Origin of the sequence: Psychrobacillus sp. NPDC096389, from assembly GCF_044762855.1 — a bacterium.
Lineage (GTDB): Bacteria > Bacillota > Bacilli > Bacillales_A > Planococcaceae > Psychrobacillus.
The window spans coordinates 18,399-37,312 of sequence record NZ_JBIWFB010000008.1; the positions used below are offsets into that span (position 1 = coordinate 18,399).

The 18,914-nt window shown below is 37.6% G+C and carries 20 protein-coding genes; 11 read left to right on the forward strand and 9 right to left on the reverse strand.

What is annotated here, in order from left to right:
* Positions 1-8 precede the first annotated feature (8 nt).
* The gene (locus ACIQ38_RS17435; RefSeq protein WP_402825896.1) at positions 9-959 is read right to left on the reverse strand and encodes an ABC transporter permease; all 951 of its coding nucleotides are present in this window, start codon (positions 957-959) and stop codon (positions 9-11) included.
* A gap of 32 nt (positions 960-991) precedes the next feature.
* Positions 992-2,554 carry an ABC transporter substrate-binding protein gene (locus tag ACIQ38_RS17440; RefSeq protein ID WP_402825899.1) on the reverse strand — a complete coding sequence of 521 codons (1,563 nt, stop codon included), beginning with the start codon at positions 2,552-2,554 and terminating at the stop codon, positions 992-994.
* Positions 2,555-2,777: 223 nt separating this feature from the next.
* Here ACIQ38_RS17440 and ACIQ38_RS17445 point away from each other — a divergent pair, with 223 nt between their 5' ends.
* The gene (locus tag ACIQ38_RS17445) at positions 2,778-3,941 is read left to right on the forward strand and encodes a PstS family phosphate ABC transporter substrate-binding protein (RefSeq protein WP_402825902.1); all 1,164 of its coding nucleotides are present in this window, start codon (positions 2,778-2,780) and stop codon (positions 3,939-3,941) included.
* Positions 3,942-3,973: 32 nt separating this feature from the next.
* On the opposite strand, the gene ACIQ38_RS17450 is transcribed toward ACIQ38_RS17445, so the two are convergent.
* From ACIQ38_RS17450 to ACIQ38_RS17465, 4 genes are read right to left on the reverse strand one after another with little or no spacing between them, the layout of a single operon-like run.
* Positions 3,974-4,384: a DUF3021 domain-containing protein gene (locus tag ACIQ38_RS17450; protein ID WP_402825905.1), complete on the reverse strand. Its 411-nt coding sequence runs from the start codon at positions 4,382-4,384 to the stop codon at positions 3,974-3,976.
* Positions 4,381-4,839: a LytTR family DNA-binding domain-containing protein gene (locus ACIQ38_RS17455; RefSeq protein WP_402825908.1), complete on the reverse strand. Its 459-nt coding sequence runs from the start codon at positions 4,837-4,839 to the stop codon at positions 4,381-4,383. The genes ACIQ38_RS17450 and ACIQ38_RS17455 overlap by 4 nt, the downstream gene beginning before the upstream one ends.
* Positions 4,840-4,887: 48 nt before the next feature.
* On the reverse strand, positions 4,888-5,634 hold the full coding sequence (locus ACIQ38_RS17460; RefSeq protein WP_402825911.1) for an ABC transporter permease: 747 nt from the start codon (positions 5,632-5,634) through the stop codon (positions 4,888-4,890).
* A 12-nt stretch (positions 5,635-5,646) separates the two neighbouring features.
* Complete coding sequence (locus ACIQ38_RS17465) at positions 5,647-6,366, reverse strand: ABC transporter ATP-binding protein (protein ID WP_402825914.1); 720 nt, start codon at positions 6,364-6,366, stop codon at positions 5,647-5,649.
* A gap of 246 nt (positions 6,367-6,612) precedes the next feature.
* On the opposite strand from ACIQ38_RS17465, the gene ACIQ38_RS17470 reads away from it, so the two are divergent.
* From ACIQ38_RS17470 to ACIQ38_RS17515, 10 genes are all read left to right on the forward strand, one after another.
* Positions 6,613-7,542: an AEC family transporter gene (locus tag ACIQ38_RS17470; protein WP_402825917.1), complete on the forward strand. Its 930-nt coding sequence runs from the start codon at positions 6,613-6,615 to the stop codon at positions 7,540-7,542.
* A 12-nt stretch (positions 7,543-7,554) separates the two neighbouring features.
* The gene (locus ACIQ38_RS17475) at positions 7,555-9,186 is read left to right on the forward strand and encodes an ATP-binding protein (RefSeq protein ID WP_402826388.1); all 1,632 of its coding nucleotides are present in this window, start codon (positions 7,555-7,557) and stop codon (positions 9,184-9,186) included.
* Positions 9,149-9,838: a response regulator gene (locus ACIQ38_RS17480; RefSeq protein ID WP_402825920.1), complete on the forward strand. Its 690-nt coding sequence runs from the start codon at positions 9,149-9,151 to the stop codon at positions 9,836-9,838. Before ACIQ38_RS17475 ends, ACIQ38_RS17480 begins: the two co-directional genes overlap by 38 nt.
* Positions 9,839-9,972: 134 nt before the next feature.
* Positions 9,973-11,007, forward strand: a complete 1,035-nt coding sequence (locus ACIQ38_RS17485; protein ID WP_402825923.1) for a Bug family tripartite tricarboxylate transporter substrate binding protein — start codon at positions 9,973-9,975, stop codon at positions 11,005-11,007.
* A gap of 52 nt (positions 11,008-11,059) precedes the next feature.
* Entirely contained in the window at positions 11,060-11,509 is a 450-nt protein-coding gene (locus ACIQ38_RS17490; protein WP_402825926.1) for a tripartite tricarboxylate transporter TctB family protein, read from the forward strand.
* Between the two features lie 15 nt (positions 11,510-11,524).
* Entirely contained in the window at positions 11,525-13,051 is a 1,527-nt protein-coding gene (locus ACIQ38_RS17495) for a tripartite tricarboxylate transporter permease (RefSeq protein WP_402825929.1), read from the forward strand.
* Positions 13,052-13,171: 120 nt separating this feature from the next.
* The gene (locus ACIQ38_RS17500) at positions 13,172-14,005 is read left to right on the forward strand and encodes an alpha/beta fold hydrolase (RefSeq protein WP_402825932.1); all 834 of its coding nucleotides are present in this window, start codon (positions 13,172-13,174) and stop codon (positions 14,003-14,005) included.
* Positions 14,006-14,135: 130 nt separating this feature from the next.
* The gene (locus tag ACIQ38_RS17505) at positions 14,136-14,750 is read left to right on the forward strand and encodes an NUDIX hydrolase (protein WP_402825935.1); all 615 of its coding nucleotides are present in this window, start codon (positions 14,136-14,138) and stop codon (positions 14,748-14,750) included.
* 113 nt (positions 14,751-14,863) lie between these two features.
* Complete coding sequence (gene pcp / locus ACIQ38_RS17510) at positions 14,864-15,469, forward strand: pyroglutamyl-peptidase I (RefSeq protein WP_402825938.1); 606 nt, start codon at positions 14,864-14,866, stop codon at positions 15,467-15,469.
* A gap of 21 nt (positions 15,470-15,490) precedes the next feature.
* Positions 15,491-16,153: a GNAT family N-acetyltransferase gene (locus ACIQ38_RS17515; protein WP_402825941.1), complete on the forward strand. Its 663-nt coding sequence runs from the start codon at positions 15,491-15,493 to the stop codon at positions 16,151-16,153.
* Positions 16,154-16,192: 39 nt separating this feature from the next.
* Here ACIQ38_RS17515 and ACIQ38_RS17520 read toward each other — a convergent pair whose 3' ends face one another.
* The 3 genes from ACIQ38_RS17520 to ACIQ38_RS17530 form a co-directional block, all read right to left on the reverse strand.
* A complete protein-coding gene (locus tag ACIQ38_RS17520; protein WP_402825943.1) occupies positions 16,193-17,062 on the reverse strand; it encodes an AraC family transcriptional regulator in 870 nt (289 codons plus the stop codon).
* Positions 17,063-17,159: 97 nt separating this feature from the next.
* Positions 17,160-17,828: a GNAT family N-acetyltransferase gene (locus ACIQ38_RS17525; RefSeq protein WP_402825946.1), complete on the reverse strand. Its 669-nt coding sequence runs from the start codon at positions 17,826-17,828 to the stop codon at positions 17,160-17,162.
* 18 nt (positions 17,829-17,846) lie between these two features.
* The gene (locus ACIQ38_RS17530; RefSeq protein ID WP_402825948.1) at positions 17,847-18,764 is read right to left on the reverse strand and encodes a carbon-nitrogen hydrolase family protein; all 918 of its coding nucleotides are present in this window, start codon (positions 18,762-18,764) and stop codon (positions 17,847-17,849) included.
* Between the last annotated feature and the right edge of the window lie 150 nt (positions 18,765-18,914).

Sequence of the window (18,914 nt, forward strand, 5' to 3'; positions counted from 1 at the left end):
ACTCCTTTCTATTTTCTTCCTAATCGAACACGTGGATCTATAACGCCATATAGTAAGTCGATGACTAAATTTATCAGCACATAACTCACAGCTATTAACAAAACAGAACCTTGTATGACAGCAAAGTCACGTCGTTCAACGGAGTTAATAATTAGTTGTCCAATACCTGGAATGTTGAAAACCGTTTCCACAACAGCAGCCCCGGCAACAAGTGTCCCAAATGTTTGGCCGATAATTGTAAGAATAGGAATAAAAGCATTTCTTAACGTATGTTTAATTACAATAATAGTTTCTTTTACCCCTTTAGAACGTGCTGTTTTAATATAATTTGCATTTAATACATCTAGCATAGAAGAGCGTGTCATTCTTGCAATCAGTGCAGCCTGCATGGAGCCAAGTGCAATTGCAGGAAGAATTAAGTATTTTATATGGTTGAGTAGTCCGGCATCAATTGGCTTGTAACCAGCAACGGGAAGCCATTTAAGTTCAACACCAACCAATAAAATTAAGAATAAACCTAGTAAAAAACTTGGAACTGAAATGCCTAGTAAAGAGATTCCCATAAAAGTTTGATCTAAAATAGACCCTCGAAACTTTGCAGCTAGAACCCCAAGTGGTATAGCTACAACGATTGCGAGTACTTGAGCCATGATGGCTAGGGAAAGGGTAGGTCCTAGATGTTCAAAAAAAGCTTGTGAAACTGGCTGTTTCATAAAAATGGAAGTACCGAAATCACCTTGAAGTACGTTGCCAAACCAAGAAACAAATTGTTCGATTGGCGGTTTGTTTAAGCCGAGCTCTTCTCTAAGCTCGGTAACTTCCGCAGGGGATGCTTCGGGTCCTAAAATTACAGCAGCAGGATCACCTGGTGTTATATGCATTAATAGAAACACAACCACAGCTACCACTAGTAAAACTGGGATTAAAGATAATAGACGCTTTAAAATATAGCCTTTCAAGTGATCATCTCCCCGATGATTTATTTCTCATTTTACTTCTTATCTACATTCCATAAGATAATTCCTTGTAAGAAATCCATTCCTTCTACATTAGAACGTAGAGTTGTAATTGTTGTTTTGTTACCGAATTTAATCATTGGTAAATATTCGTAGAATTCTTCTTGTAAAGCATCAAAATGTTGTTTTGCTTCCTCTTGGGAAGTTGCAGTATTAATTTTGTTTAACAAATCGTCCATTATAGGATCGTTAGTCCAACCTGGCCATTCATTAGAAGAGGCTAGGAATACATATTTAGTAGGAATTGGCTCTGTAGGGAAACCAGTTACGAAAATATCGTAAGCAGTTTCATCTGCACGCTTTTGTAATACAGTAGCCCAGTCATAAATATCTAGCTTTACTTTCATTCCGATACTTTCTAGTTGTTGTTGTACTACTACTGCCGCGTTATAGTGATCTTCGTAATCACGAGTTGAAAGTATTACAATTTCTTCCCCGTTATACCCAGCTTCTTTAAGTAACTCTTTTGCTTTCTCTGGGTTATTTTGATTGTATTGATCTTTACCAGCCTCGCTATACCATTCTGTTTGCTCTTTAATCATTAATCCATGTTCTAATTCATAAAAGTCTGGACTTGTAAAAGCCGCTGTTAATATTGCTTCTTCATTTAATGCTGCATTAACAGCTTGTCTTGCAATAACATTTTCGAATAAACCAGCTTTCTTGTTAAATACAACTCCATTAAATCCGTTATGATCTATGGAATTTTTGACATCACTGTTGGATGCAAGTTGTTCTGCATTGTCAAAAGAAATTGCGTTTGCAATGTCGTATTCACCAGATTGAATACCAGCTAACCTTGTAGATGCATCTGTTACAAATTGAAAGTAAATATCATCAATGAAGGCTTCTTTTTTGCCAGCTAATCCACTTGCTGGCTCATCGATTGATTGGTAATCATCAAATTTTGCTAAATGTACATATTGATCAGCTTTCCATTCAACAAGTTTATAAGGACCAGTACCAATAAATTCAGTTAATCCTTCTGCAGTGGCTGACTCAATAGTTGATTTAGGAGCAATAACAGCTGCTTGTCCAGGATCGGCGAGCATGTGCAACACCGTAAATTGCGGTTCTTTCATTTCTAGTATTACAGTCTCTTCATCTACTTTAGAAAAAGTAGCATCAGCAAATGAAGCTTTACCTATTGATGTTGTTTCAGCCCAACGTGTCATAGAAGCTACAACATCATCGGCAGTCATAACATCTCCATTATGAAATTTAATCTCTTTTCGTAATTTAAAGGTAATTGTTTTACCATCTTCACTTTGCTCATATGATTCTGCAAGTAGTGGTGTAACTTCGAAGTTCTTGTTTAAAGTTAATAATGATTCATATACATTTCTCATTACATCACGCGTAGCTACTGCTGTTGTAATTAATGGATCCAAAGTTGGAGGCTGAGCGTTGTAAGCTACTTGTAATTCTTTCTTTTCGTCCGAATTGCTCCCTCCAGATTCATCATTTGAAGAACATGCCGCTAAAGTTAATACAAATGCAAGTAATAAAACAAAAAAACTAAATTTGTTCCTTTTCATAAATTTATCCCCCATTTTCAAGAATAAAAAAGTATAAACTTCATAAAAAATATTTTTGAAGGAAATACTTTAATTTAATATAATTTAACATCGAATTCTAATAATTTCAATAGATTAGAAAATTAAAATTTTTACTGAGTTATTTTATCAAGGAAATAAAGAAATTAGAGGGGAAAGGAATTTCGACATAATTTGTAGAATAGACAAAGGGGGGCGATAACTTTTGAAGAAAAAGTCACTTGTGGAACTGATTTTATATGCACTTCTTGTGCTCGTAGGAATGTTTTTTCTTACGTTAATAATTTTATTTTTTGTGTTATTAACTGGGAATATTTATTATGTTGCTCTAATTATTACGGTTGCAGTTATTTTGTATGTGTTTTATGTGCTTTTTCTTTTTCATTTTTTCCAAACGAAGAAGCGAAAGATAGTCTTTGGAAGTTTAGCGGGAGTAGCTATTATAGTTAGTGCCATTTCTCCGATTCAACATGCTTATACAAACTCGCTTCCTTCAGTGGATGCCGAAGTGAATGTATATGATTATATGCCTTTTTCTGAGACTAGAAAATTAGCAACATTAGATTATGATTCTACTTTGAAGTTGACAGAAGATTTACCTAAAATGGATGGTGCAACGGCACTTTACCCGCTTTATTCAGCATTTGTGCAGGCGACATATCCTGAAAAAGAATATTCTCCATTCAATAGTGAAGTGATGATTAATACAACACCAGATGCATATAGCAATTTAATCGAAGGGAATGTGGATTTAATTTTTGCGGCGGCACCTTCTAAATCTCAAATGACAACTGCAGAGAAATCTGGAAAAGAACTTAAAATGACGCCTATTGGTCGGGAAGCATTTGTCTTTTTTGTCCATCAGAAAAATGCTGTTTCCGGACTTTCAATGGAGCAAATAAAAGAAATTTACGCTGGAAAAATAACGAATTGGGAAGCGCTTGGTGGAGCAAAGGATAGTATTCGAGCATTCCAACGGCCAGCAGACAGCGGAAGCCAGTCTGCACTAGAGCATTTAATGGGAGATATTCCAATTATGGAGGCACCAACAGAGAATATCGCTTCAGGAATGGGGGGGATTATTAATGAAGTCTCTCAATATAAAAACTACAAAAATGCCATTGGCTATACATTTCGTTTTTATTCCACTGAAATGGTAAAAAATAAGGAAATTAAACTGTTAGAAATAGACGGTGTTGCGCCAACGAAGGAGACGATAAGATCTGGAGAATATCCAATTGCATCAGAGTTTTACGTTGTGACAGCAGGTACAGATAACCCAAATGTAGAGAAATTCATTGCATGGATCTTATCTCCACAAGGCCAGGAACTTATTGAAAAAACGGGATATGTATCGTTGGACCAATAAAAAGAAGAGCTTGAAGGGCTCTTCTTTTTCCATTAAAGCATATTGAGTTCCTCATTCAATTTCTTCATTTGTCGTTTAAAATAAAGATAAAATGATGTCCAAAAAATTACGTAGAATCCGAGGAAAGAAGCCATCGCGATGAAAAAGCTAGTTAAGTTAAATGGTACCCAACCGATACCAAATGCTAAAACGAAATACAAAACTATTACGGTAGCAAAATGCAAAGCAGTTTGTTGTGATAATCGTAAATTCGGATTTTCAAAATACAGCGAGCTGACCGTGAAAAACCAACCGGAAAAGATAGAACCAAGCGAATTTTTTAGAAACAAAGTTCCGTCTAGTGTAATATGATCATTCGAAAGCACATAAAGGTTTGTAAATATAACTGCAAGAAACGCTCCGAAGAAAATTCCAATCATACTTCGAAATAAGAATGTTTTCATTCGCTTTTCCTCCTATTCATTTTTAAAGCTTCTTTTATAGCATTCACATAAGTTCGAGAAACATATTCTTTTGCACCTGATTTAAAATACACACATAGAGTGCCATTAAATGAAGCTTCAAAACGACTCAATTCATGTAGATTTGCTATAACTGATTTGGAGAGACGGATAAATTTATTGGAAGGAAGGATTTCTTCCAATTCATATAGTTTTTCTTTTAATTTGTAAGAACCGGTTGACGTTACCCCGAAAACTGCCTCTTTCTCGGTGTGGAAATAGTGAATGTCAGTCGGTTTTAAAATATGCTGCATTTCTCCATTTTTTCCTACGAGGAATTCTGATTCACGACCTTTAATAAAATCCAGGATGTCTTGAACGGAATCGTCTAGTTCCGGTGTTTCAATGATTACTTTTGTTTCATTAAAATCACTATCTATATTCAAGGATACTTTCAATTTTTACACTCCTCTCCACTTAAGTGTAAACGTTTCGAAGTAAGTGGGCTATCCTATTTTTCGTTTATTCTGAACTAGGAGGATAATGAGCGCAACAATGACTAGTACCACCATGTATCCAATTGACAGTAAAACAGTATTATCAAAAGTAAGTTGTCCGTTCCAAACAGCGATAAACAAATTATTCATATGATACATTGGATTGAAATCTGCAATCACTTGGATGAATTTTGGCATCATACTAATCGGCATTGCAAAACCGCCAGTGAAGATTACTACTTGAAAAATAACGATAGAGAATACTAGCGCACTATTCATATTTTGGAAGAAAGAGTAAATAGCAGATGCAATGGTAAGTAATACTGCATTCAATAAGATGAAAAATCCATAGGCAGTTAAAAAGCTAAGCAACTGAAACTCCAAATCATACATCAACATTCCAATGATCAAAATGAATCCATATCCGAAGCTTGTAATAATAGTGGAGCGGATGATGCTAGAAAGTAAAAGCGTACTTTTAGAAACTGGAGAGAGAGAAATTCGTTTTTCTACACCGGTTGTCCGTTGTGTCACTTGGTCGAATCCGAAAGCGAAAAATATAACGGTGAATGTGATGAGTAAGATGAAAGATGGTGTATAAGTTTGAGCATAGCTTAAATTACCAGCGTACGTATGCTCTCCAAATAATTGTCCCATGAAGATATAAGTAGCAGGTGGTACAAAAATCGTAAAAACTAAGTAAAATAACTCCCTTGAAAACATGATCAAATCGTACTTTAACTGTGTCGCCAACATAATTTTTCCCCCTTAAATAGATACTTTCGAAAGATAAAACTCATGGATGGATTTGTAGCCAGATGCCAAAATGTTTTCTGTAGTATCAAATACTTCATTCACGCCATTATTGATGAGCATTACTTTGTCGCAGTACAGTTCAATCTCATCCATATTATGAGTTGTTAATATGACTGTTCCACCTGTCTGTTTGTTGTAATCTATAATGTAGGACCAAAGCATATTGCGCATATGCGGATCCAGTCCAGTTGTCGGTTCATCCAAAATGAGTAGTTTTGGTTCGGATAAAAAAGCGATTGCTAAGCTCACAATTTGTTTCCAACCACCAGAAAGTTTGTCAAAATACTTTTTTCGGTGCGGATCTAATTTGAAATCAGTAATGATTTTGTTTATGTCGATAGATGATTTGTAATATGCCTTGAATAATTTAAGTAATTCTTCTACTTTCAATGTTTTATAAAATTGTGTTGGCTGAAGGACAACCGAAATTTGTTTGCGAACATGTTCGAGTCTGTTCATAGACAGTGATTCAATATTTTCGTCCAACACAATTACTGTCCCGGCATCGTACTGTTTAATCGTCATTAAAATTTCGAGAAAGGTGGACTTTCCTGCGCCATTTTTTCCGATGACTCCAATGATTTCTCCTGATTGGGCTTGAAAATTTATACCTTGTAATACATAGTTTGTTCCATAAGCTTTTTTCAAATTGCTCACATCGATTATCTTCATTGCAATCCCTCCACAAGTTTTCTTTGTAATGCCAGTGTATGGTGAATCTTCTTGTATGTAAGCTAGTTTTCGGTGAGTGGTGTGATTTGGAGAGTAACTTGCGTAAAAGATAGGGTCACTTGCAGGAGAATCCTGTGGTAAGTATATATTTGGGGGCAACCAAGCTAATATATGGTATAGCAGAAAATTGCGAACAGTGGGATAATATTTTAGGGAAATGTATTTTATTGGGGAAGGATGTTGTGAATGGTTTATTTAAGTATGGTATTTTTTCAAGTAGTTGCCCCGATTCTAATTATGCTAGGAATTGGAGCATCACTACAGCTAAAGTTTCAATTTAATTTAAAAGCGCTATCGAACTTAATCACGTATTGCTTAATGCCGGCAGCCGTTTTTATCAATATATATGAAACAAAGGTGAACGCGGGAGTATTAGGACAAATCATTGTTTACTTATTGATATTCAGTGTTTGTTTGATGGTGCTCGGATCTATCGTTAGTAAATTATTAAAACTTAATAGAAACCAAGCAGCCATTTATAAAAATAGTGTCGTGCTTATCAATTCAGGAAATTATGGGATTCCCGTTAGTCAGATGCTGTTTGCAGCGAATCCTCTTGGAACGTCGATTCAAATTATTATTGTCATATTCCAAAACGTTATTACCTATACATACGGTCTTTATAATTTAATTTCTTCTACAAAATCTGGCTTAGATATATTGCGCAGTTTGCTTCGTTTACCGATTGTTCACGCACTTATTCTCGGTGCTTTGATGAATATATTTGATATTGGTATTCCGGTATTTCTGCGAATTCCAGTAGATTATTTAGCGAATGCTTTTATTTCGATTGCTTTAATTACTTTAGGTGCGCAATTAGCGCAGTTAGATATTAAAACTATTTTGAACAAAGTTATTGTGACCAGTACAATAGGTCGGCTAGTTCTAGGACCAATGCTGGCATTTGGATTAATTCTGTTAATGGGGTTCGACGGGGTGGTTGCGCAATCATTATTTATCGCAAGTGCTTTTCCAACGTCTAGAAATAGTTCAACCCTTGCGCTTGAGTATGATGTAGAGGCGAATCTAGCTGCACAAATTGTGTTATTTTCGACGGTTGTTAGCTGTATTACGGTAACAATTGTTATTTATCTTTCGAATATTTTGTGGGGGTAGTGAGTGAATCAAATGGAAAAGAAGTCATTACAAGCTCGTATTTTTGGGTTCGGAGCAATTTTTGTATCGCTTGTAGCGATTATGACCGGGATATCTTTTTATTTTATCATTTCGCATGCCATTGAAGGGCAAATTGGAGAAAGAGCGCTTAGCATTGCCGTAACAACAGCGGAACGCCCTGATATTATCGCAGGTTTTGGGTCCGAGAATCCATCAGATGTACTGCAGTCGATTGCGATGTCCATACAATCAAGAACGGGAGCAGAGTATGTAGTTATTGGGGATAAAGAAGGCATTCGCTACGCACATCCAGTAGTAGAAAGAATCGGGAAAAAAATGGTCGGTGATGACAACGAACAAGCCTTACTATACGGGAAGTCTTATATTTCGGAAGCCACCGGTACACTTGGTACAGCGCTTAGAGGAAAGGCGCCTGTAGTGGATGAAAACGGAGATATTATTGGTATCATATCAGTCGGTTTTTTAAAAGAGGATATGACCACGATATTCATTCGGTATGTGGATAATATTGCTTATATCGTAGTGATTGCTATATTACTAGGAATTCTTGGCTCTAGTATATTGGCACGAAATATAAAGAAAGAACTGTTTAATCTAGAACCAGCAGAAATTGCCAACTTATTTACAGAGCGCAACGCTTTAATAGAATCTGTTCGCGAAGGAATTATTATGGTGGATGCAAAAGGTGCGATTACAATGGCGAATTTAGCTGCCCATGAAATTTTATCATTACCTGCTGAAACAGAATTAGTTGGTCGCAATATATGGGAAGTTATACCGAATACATATCTTCCGCAAGTACTGGAGTCTGGCGAAGAACATTTGGATCGATCGATGGAAATACGAGGGAAAAAGGTAATCGTCAATCGAATACCGATACGTGTCGGAGAAAAGATTATCGGTGCCGTGTCTAGTTTCCGCTCCCAATCAGACATTGACCGTTTAGCGGAAGAATTATCTCAAGTAAAGCAATATACAGAGGCTTTACGCGCTCAAACACATGAATACAACAATTTTTTATATACTATATCAGGTCTTATTCAATTGAACTCTTACGACGAAGCGATTGAATTGATCCATGTGGAGACAGCAGAGCACCAATCACTTATTCAATTTATGACGAAACGTTTACAAGATCCTTTTCTTGGAGGAATAGTTATTGGATTACTTAATCGTGCAAAAGAATTAAAAGTACGATTTATTTTAGATGATGATAGTTATTTAGAAAAACTACCCAAGCATCTTCAAAAACATCTTCTTGTTTCAATAATTGGTAACTTAGTGACGAATGCATTTGAAGCTGTTGAAAAATTGGTGGAAGAGAGGCGTATTGTCCGTATCCTAATCGTGGATAACGGAGGAGAAATAATAATAGAAGTAGAAGACTCAGGGGCAGGTATTCCTGTGGAAGTGCTAGATGTAGTTTGGCAAAAGAAAGTATCTACTAAAAATGATGAGAATCGGGGATTTGGTTTGGCGAAGGTGAAGGAAAATGTGAATGATTTAGGCGGTACAATTGCCCTAGAAAAAGGGGATCTAGGTGGCGCTTTGTTTATCGTTTCTATTCCAAAAGGGGGCTATTTACATGACAAAGAAAATAGAGATACTAATCGTGGAAGATGATAAGAGAATTTCAGATATTCACAGACGATTTATCGAAAAGTTGGACGGGTTCAAGGTGATTGGGGCGGCATATACAGGAGACGAGGCGAAGGATTGGATAATATCGTATAGGCCAGATTTAATACTGCTAGATGTTTATCTTCCCGATATACTTGGAACGAATTTATTAACCATTATTCAAGAACATAGTCCGGATACAGATATCATTTTTATCACTGCAGCAGCGGAGTCAGAAATAGTGAAAAAAGCGTTTCGGGGCGGTGTGGCAGACTATATTTTAAAACCATTAACATTTGAGAAGTTTAAAGAAAGCTTACTCTTATATAAAACGAAAAGAGATATTCTTACAGGGAGCGGGAGAGTACAAGAGGACTTAATAAAGTCTCTTTGGAACAATACTTCTTCCGTTCCTAATTCGGAAGAGGTTCCTCCAAAAGGAATTGATCCAATTACGAAAGAAAAAGTGGTCAATCATATGAAGAAAGTAAACGATGGCATTACGGCAGAAGCACTTGGATTAGAGGTTGGTGTAAGTCGTTCCACTGCAAGGCGTTATTTGGAATATCTTGCTTCTGAAAAGCTTGTCTATGCGGAGCTGATTTATGGATCAGTTGGTAGACCAGAACGGAGATACTTTATCGAAACTTCGTGAACAATATGAACAAAATGAGCTTAATATTCATTATCCAACTTATCACCATAAGCATTGTTTTACTAGAATGTTCTGATAAATTATTTACAAGCGTATGAAAACGCTATCATTACATTTGGGATGAGGGGGATTTTATGAAGACTTGGAAGAAGGTTACATCCATTGCTTTTACGGCTGCCTTAGTATTAGGGTTAGCGGCTTGTTCGTCAAGTGAAAAAGGGAGCGAAAGTAAAGTTGAAGGAGCTAGTGCATCGGATTACCCGAAAAATAATATTACGATTGTCGCTCCATCAGGTGCCGGTGGAGGATGGGATTTAACAGCACGGTCAATCGCTAAAACAATGAATGATACGAAATTAATCGATAAATCTATCGTTGTTGAAAACAAACCAGGAGGTGGGGGAGCTGTTTACATGGCAGAGTTTGCGACGAAAGAAGCGAAAAATGACTATGTATTGATGGTAAAATCTCCACCAATTCTTATAAACAATGATAAAGCGGAAGGAAATAGCCCTTACGGTTATAAAGATACAACACCACTAGCACAACTAACTCGTGATTATGGAGCAATTGTTGTTAAAAGTGATTCACCTTTTAAAACATTACAAGATGTTCTAGATGCGATAAAAGCCGATGCAAAAGCAGTTACACTTGCAGGTGGATCTGCACCTGGTTCAATGGATCATCTAGTAGGAATTTTGCCAGCATTTGAAGCAGGAATCGATCCGAAATCAGTGAAGTATGTGTCATATGATGGTGGAGGAGAGGCAGTTGCTGCTTTACTAGGTGGTAATGCCGACGTTATCGCAACAGATGCATCTACAATTGCTACTTATGCAAAATCTGGAGATGTACGTGTCTTAGCAGTCAGTTCTTCTGAACGTTTGGAAGGGGAATTAGCAGATGTACCAACTTTTAAAGAGTCTGGTATTGATGCAGAGTTTACGATTTGGCGTGGTATTTTTGGACCAAAAGAAATGTCTGAAGGCGCTGTAAACTATTGGTCTGACAAAATCGCACAAATGGTAGAAAAAGATGAGTGGAAAGCAGAGTTAGAAAGAAATGGTTGGGCAAGTGAATATCGAAACTCAGAAGACTTTACTTCTTATTTAGAAGAACAAGATAAAGTAATCGTTGAACTATTAACAGCACTTGGCATGCAAAAATAACATTATGTAGGCGGCTGCAGAGTCGCCTTTTTAAGTTAGGAGAGAATAATAGATGAATAAAAAATTCGATCGGATTGCCGGGATTGCCTTTTTGTTAGTAGGGATTTTATTTCTTGTAGAAAGTCAAAAAATTTCCGAGAGTGCTTATGGTTCATCTGTCGGTCCGAAAATATTTCCGATGTGGCTTGGTATTCTATTAATCGCTTTAAGTATCCGTCTTATATATGAAACTTTTAAATATAAATCGGAAGAATCCAAGAAAGAGCAACTGCAATATAAAAAGTTTCTTATCATTTTCGTAAGTGCAGTGCTTTATGCTTTTTTCCTAGAGAAGATTGGATATGTCGTATCTACTTTTCTATTTTTACTTATTGCTTTTCAAACGATGGAGCGAGGAAAAATTATCTATTCTGTTATCATTTCTGCTTTTTTCTCGTTTGGTGTTTATTATTTCTTTTCGGAGCTACTCGGCGGTTCATTGCCAGGGTTTCCGTTGTTGTAAGGGAGGAGTTAAGATATGGACACATTACAATTTTTAGCAGACGGTTTTGCTATAGCGTTTCAATGGCATAATTTATTGTTTGCATTGGTCGGAGTTATCATTGGGACAGCAGTAGGTGTATTACCAGGTATCGGTCCGATGAGTGGTGTTGCACTTCTTATTCCTGTTACAGCAACGATTACTTCAGGGATGCCAACTAGTGCGGCTGCAGCAAGTTCAATTATTTTACTAGCAGGAGTTTATTATGGAGCGATGTACGGAGGGTCTACTACTTCTATTTTGTTGAACACACCAGGGGAATCATCTTCTGTCGTAACTACATTAGATGGCTATCAAATGGCACAACAAGGGCGAGCAGGAGTAGCTTTAGCCATTTCGGCGATAGGGTCGTTTTGTGCAGGGATTGTAGCATTAATTGGTCTTGTACTTTTAGCAGAACCCCTATCGAATGTGGCGATAAAGTTTGGACCAGCCGAATATTTTTCTTTAATGTTACTAGGGCTAGCTGCCGTTAGTGGCCTTGCTGGAAAATCGATGACGAAAGCGTTAATTATGACTGTTTTTGGTCTAATGCTTGGAACTATTGGAATTGATGCCGTTTCTGGCATTGCCCGCTTTACATATGATCAGCCTATTTTATATTCTGGGCTAGAGTTTTTAACAATTGCAGTAGGTTTATTTGCATTAGGAGAAGTATTTAAAACCATTTTAGAGCGAGATGAAGAAACTGGCGCAATTGCGAAAATCCACCGTATATTACCGACAAAACAAGATATGAAAGATAGTGCAATACCGATTACTCGTGGCTCGCTTCTTGGATTTTTTATCGGCGTGTTACCAGGAGCAGGAGCGACTCTTGCATCCTTTTTCTCTTATGTGACAGAGAAAAAATTTAGTAAGAACCCTGAAACATTCGGAAAGGGAAATATTGCTGGTGTAGCTGGTCCGGAGTCAGCAAATAATGCTGCTTCTGGTGGCGCAATGATTCCACTGTTAACTTTAGGAATTCCTGGTTCAGGTACAACTGCAATATTGATGGGTGCGTTGATCATGTACAATATCCAGCCAGGACCACTATTGTTTGACGAGCACCCCGAAGTTGCATGGGGACTAATCGCAAGTATGTTCATCGGAAATTTAATGTTACTAGTGTTAAATATGCCATTAGTACGCGTTTTTGCAAAAATTATTCAAACACCTAAAAAGTATTTATTGCCAATGATTGTGGCGATTTCTTTCTTCGGAGTGTATGCGGTGCAATACACAACGTTTGATTTATTTTTATTGCTAGGCTGTGGGATTTTAGGGTATTTATTATCCAAAAATGATTATCCTGTAGCACCGCTAGTGTTAGCACTAGTACTAGGCCCAATGATTGAAAATAATATGCGACGCGCTTTAACAATTTCTAATGGGGACTTCAGTATTTTCTTTACGAAGCCATTGTCCTTAGTATTTATCATAGCGGCTCTAGCATGGTTGTTAGTTCCGTTACTGTTAAAAATGAAGGGACGTCAAGTTATTGTAAATGAAGAAGAATAAGAGAAAGGCAGACTCCGAGTTGTGGGTCTGCATTTTTTTGTGTGATTTCGAATATTGTGTATAGGACGAAGAGTGGACAAGAATCGTTTATTGTTGCTCTTACAACAAGGAGGTTTGTTGATGGCAATGTTGGAAGGAAAATATGTGGAAGTGGATCCTGGTGTAGAAATATTTGTTCGAGAGGCAGGAAGTGGAGATCCAATAATTTTCATCCCTGGCTTTACATTTACAACAGAAGTATTTAACTATCAAGTCGATCACTTTTCTAAAACTAATCGAGTAGTGGTGATCGATCCTCGAAGTCATGGTCGTTCAACGATTACATTACATGGGAATGACTATGTAACACACGGAACGGATTTGGCAAAGGTAGTGGATGCATTACAACTAAAGAACGTAACATTAGCTGGGTGGTCATTCGGTTGCTTAACTGTTTGGGAATATCTAAAGCAGAATGGTTATGACAATGTAAAATCACTTATTTTCATAGATATGTCTCCAAAGGCATTATCGACAAATGATGAGGATTGGGTGGAAGGTCCTCTAGGTGACATCGGGGCAATTTACAATACTTATTTACGTAATCCAGCGGGCCAGCGGGAATTCATCAAAGCATATACAACGAGTGTCATGGTGCAACGAGATGTTACAGAAGATGAGTTGAACTGGCTGGTGGAACAATCTTTAAAAACACCGTATTATATTGCAACCAATCTATTTGCTTCGGGAATGTTTTCTGATTACCGTGAAGAGGCGAAAATAGCTAGTGAAACAGTACCTACCTTGACGGTTGTGGCAGAGCATTGGGCAGCTACAGCAGTTAAGTTCACACAAAAGATTTCTCCAAAATCCTCTATAGAAGTACTCGGTGGGCACTTGATGTTCTGTGAGCATAGTAAGAAATTTAACAAACTGGTAGAACAGTTTCTGTCCAAAGATACTTGGGACCGTTAATCAAAGATAGAAATGCAGACCCTGTAAGTGTGGGTCTGCATTTTTGTCATTAGACAGTCGATTTCATTTCTTGAGCGACCTTAAAATGGTACGATAGAAGTATAAAAAGCTAGATAAGGAGGGAGATTACGTGTTCCTAGATAAGCTAAAAAATAAACTAAACGAAAATCAACCTCTATTTATCGGAGAGGACACAGCATTACGTTCAGCTATAATGATTCCTCTTGTTCAAATAGATCAAGAATGGCATGTCCTGTTTGAAGTACGTTCGCTAACTATGAGGAGTCAACCAGGGGATATTAGTTTTCCAGGTGGTCGTATCGATCCAACCGATGCATCGCCTATGGATGCGGCCATAAGGGAAACCCATGAAGAATTAGGTATTGATCCAGCAAATATCAATGTTTTGGGACAAATGAGTGCGTATATTTCATCGCCCTCTTTCGTCGTGTATCCATTTGTGGCTACAATTGATCAAAAAGAAATACATTCTTTTAACAAGCAAGAGGTAGAGGAAGTATTCACCATACCTGTGGACTGGTTGTTGAACTATCAACCCTATATGCACACAGTGTCCATTCAACCGATGCCTTTAACCGATTTCCCATTTGAAAAGATCGTGAATGGTGATAAATACCAATGGCGACCACGTGCGATCGAGGAGTGGTTTTATGATTACGGCAATTATACAATATGGGGTTTAACCGCTAGGATATTAAAACATTTTGTGGAGACGATGAAGTAAGTAGAAGACTAATAACAAAAGTGCAGGCTCAGAATAGGGGGGCTGTACTTTTGTTGACATACAATAGGAAAGAAACACAAACTTAGGATAAGAATGAACAAAGGGGCGACATGATGAAGAAATTATTGCTAACAGGATTTGAACCATTTCTATCTTACACAGTAAATCCTACTATGCGTATCGTAGAGGAACTAAATGGATTAGAGCTGGCGGGTTATGAAATAGTAGGAAAAGTATTACCTGTCGACTTTGCATCATCTGGTACCAAACTTTTAGACTATTTGAAAGAAATAGACCCGGATGCGGTTATTTCATTAGGATTAGCTGGAGGAAGATACAAAATCACACCAGAACGCATTGCAATTAACGTAAAAGATGGAGCAGCTGACAATGAAGGGCATATCCCAATCGATGAAACGATTCATCTAGAAGGAGAACCAGGCTACTTTTCCACATTGCCTATTCGCCAAATGGTCAATAGACTTATGGAAGAAGGATTGCCTGCGGAAATATCCAATACAGCAGGAACCTATTTATGCAATAATGTCATGTATGAAGCGCTGCATTACGCAAAAACAAATAAGCCTAATATGAAAGCTGGATTTATCCATATTCCAGCATCCCATGAATTAGCCATCCAGCATGGAAAAATTCCAAGTTGGTCTCATGCAGATTTGAAAAGAAGTGTGGAGATTTGTATAGGTGTGCTTGGGAAATAATGACGCTAAGGAGGCAGGATAATGTATCGAAAAGAATTATTTGTGTTCCAAGAAGGAAGGCCAATTCGAGCGATTGTAAGAAACTATGTGAAAGACGATTTTAAAGACTTGATTGCCATTCAGCAAGAATGTTTTCCACCTCCTTTTCCGTCTGATTTGTGGTGGAATGAGGAGCAACTTGAAAATCATGTAAAGCTTTATCCCGAAGGTGCATTATGTGTAGAGATAAATGGCGAGATTGTAGGTTCCATTACAGGATTATTAGTTCATTTTGATCCAGAAAATCCTGTACATACTTGGGAGGAAGTAACGGATCATGGTTATATTCGAAATCATAATCCTCAGGAGAAAACATTGTATATTGTTGATATTTCCGTCAAACCCGCATTTCGAAAACTAGATTTAGGGAAGTTGCTGATGCAGTCCGTATATGAACGGGTCGTCCATGATGATTTGGATCGAGTACTCGGTGGAGGTAGGATGCCTGGGTATCACCAGTATGCGGAGCAGCTGACTCCTGAGCAGTATGTGGATAGCATCCTATCTGGAGACTTGAAAGATCCGGTAATTTCGTTTTTGCTTAGATGTGGGCGAACTCCAGTCTGTGTTGTTCCAAATTATTTGGAGGATGAGGAGTCATATAATAATGCGTTATTAATGGAATGGAAAAATCCTTTCAATTAACAACTAATAAGCGTGTTCTCCCATTTAACGCTTTTTATTTCATTCATGACTGTATTTTTTCACAGTTGTTTTTGCCCGATAATCTTTCGGAGAGACTCCGTATTTCTTCTTGAACTGTTGCAAGAAAGCCGACATGCTTTGATATCCAACTTGAAGTGCCACATTTGTTACACTCTGCGAGGGGTTACGAAGTAATTGTGCTGCTTGTTCCATACGAATAGTTGCCACACGTTCCATTGGTGTTAATTGGAAGGCTTTTTGGTACATGCGATTCAACTGTGACTCACTGACATTTGTTACTTCCGTTAACTGCTTCATGCGAATCGGTTGGTAATAATTTTCTAAAATATAGCTTTCTGCTTTTCGAATAGGGTCGGGCAATAAATAGTGATCAAGGACATACGTGATTTTCGACAACATATGCTCATTTGGAAAGATGTAAGCCATGATCTCTAATAAGGCAAGGTGGACAAAATAAGGTTGATTTTTAGAGATATGAACAAGAATTTTTTCGAGTAAGTTATTAATCTCGATCGTCCATGATTCCTGTAATATACAAACTCGATTCGGATTCTCGAGTAGCGAGGGTGAAAAGCGATTGTGCTGCTGCAAAAGATGTACAAATTGCTCTGTTATAGAAATAGTTAAGGGAAAGAGAAGTGTACTACTTCTCTTGTCTATATCAAACTGAACATTTACGCCTTGTGGATAAAATAAATACTCGCTAGAATTGAGCAGGCGAGATTCGTCTTCACCGATTTGATAAGTCAAACTACCTTCCAAAACGAAAAGGATTCCGGGTTCTGATGACTTGAATTCAGAACTTGTTTTGTTTTGATAATAGGAAAATGAGATACTATCAATTACCACATCGTTCTCTTTTTTTAAAACTTCAAGTATATCTTTCAACTCGTCATACCCGCCTCTCTTCGCTTTTGTTCGTTCCTATAACTATAATGGAAAACGCCTCTCTATATCAATAGAGAGGCGTTTGTCAAAAGATGAATTATAAGGGATACAATTCAATCTCGTCTTTTGTTTCCAATTCTGCAATCATGGCGTGCCAAGCTTCCGGTTTATGCGACAGAATTGCATAATAGGATTTCAAAAAATCAGCGATAAACTGAGCATTTAGCGTTTGGATATCTTGATATGGCAGGAAGCAGAAATCCAAATCAGTTACGGCATTGCCTTCATTCGTCCAAGAAGGATGCACATACGTGAAATCCAATCGTTTGAAACCGAGATGAGCGAGCACTTCGCGACGTACAAACGGATTCATTGCTTTAATACCACCAAACTCATGATCCCCTATTCGGTAAGGATCGTAAATCTCGGCGAACACACCAATCAGCTCAACGTTATGCTCTTTAGATAGCTGCATTAAATCTTCATGTCTTTTTTTAGCAAGGAAAGGTCCAACACCTAAACCTTCTTTTCCAATCATTGTAAAGTCTGTCATGGATAACTTCTTGTCTGCATAGAAGCGATATTCCGTAGCACCTACAACTTCTCCATTTTCTACTGCGACAAACATCCGAATCGTAGGATCAAGTAAAGGTTCTTTCCACAATTCATACTCAAGCACTTCCTCAGCAGGAAATACTTCTTGCATTAATTTATGCATTTTCGGAAACAACGGGTCTTCGATATTTTTTATTTGAACGTATTCCATTACATTCACTCCTCTTTGTTAATTTCCTAAAGTTGTCTTTTGTAAGACCATTTCCTTTGTCATCGATGTTTCTACTGACATTGTACCAAGGTCCGGATATAAATCGAATCGACGGTCTCTCCATGTTGTAACGGAGCCTTGTTCACGAACTTCATGCAATAATGACAAGTCAAGATCGGCAGTAATAACCATATCGTTATTAATTTCTCCTTTTACCAAAATACCGTCTTGCGGGAAAGGCACATCATTTGGTGTGATGACAGCTGCTTGACCAAAGTTTCCACGCATAAAGTCTACTGTCGGAAGAGATCCAACAGTTCCGGTTGTTACAACATATACTTGGTTTTCAATGGTGCGTGCGTGACTTGTATAGCGAACACGATTAAATCCATGACGGTCATCTGTACAAGAAGGAGAAAAAATTACATCGGCACCCATACCACGAACCATTCGAACTATTTCTGGGAATTCGATATCGTAACATGTCAAGAGTGCTATTTTACCTTTCGATGTTTCGAAGATTCTTAAAGATTCACCAGGCGAAATTCCCCATTCGGAAACTTCAGTCGGCGTTAAGTGAAGCTTCGCCTGTTCACCAATATGACCATCCGGTGAAAATAGATGTGCTACGTTATATAGACCTTCCTCTTTCCGAATGACATGGGTACCGCCAATAATATAAACCCCATGTTCCATAGCTAGAGAGGAAAAGAGCCGATAATAGCTTTCCGTGTAATTCGGTAAGTTTTGGATTGGTTGACCTTGACCATTATCTGAAATAGACAGCAACTGAGTTGTTATAAATTCTGGAAACAAAATAAAATCAGTATTGAACTCGGCTGCAGTTTTCACATAATGTGTCACTTGTACTTCAAATTCCTCGAAACTATTAATTGTATGAAGATGATATTGCACAGCAGATACACGAAGTTTCATCTGTATACCCCCTTAAAATAGTATTTATAATCTTAAAATAATAGATGAATCATACCATAAACAGTGGAATAATCCATACGAAATTCCTTCATAAAAAGATGTGATTCTTGCATCTTGATCTCTATATAAACAACAGTGTTTGTCACCAAC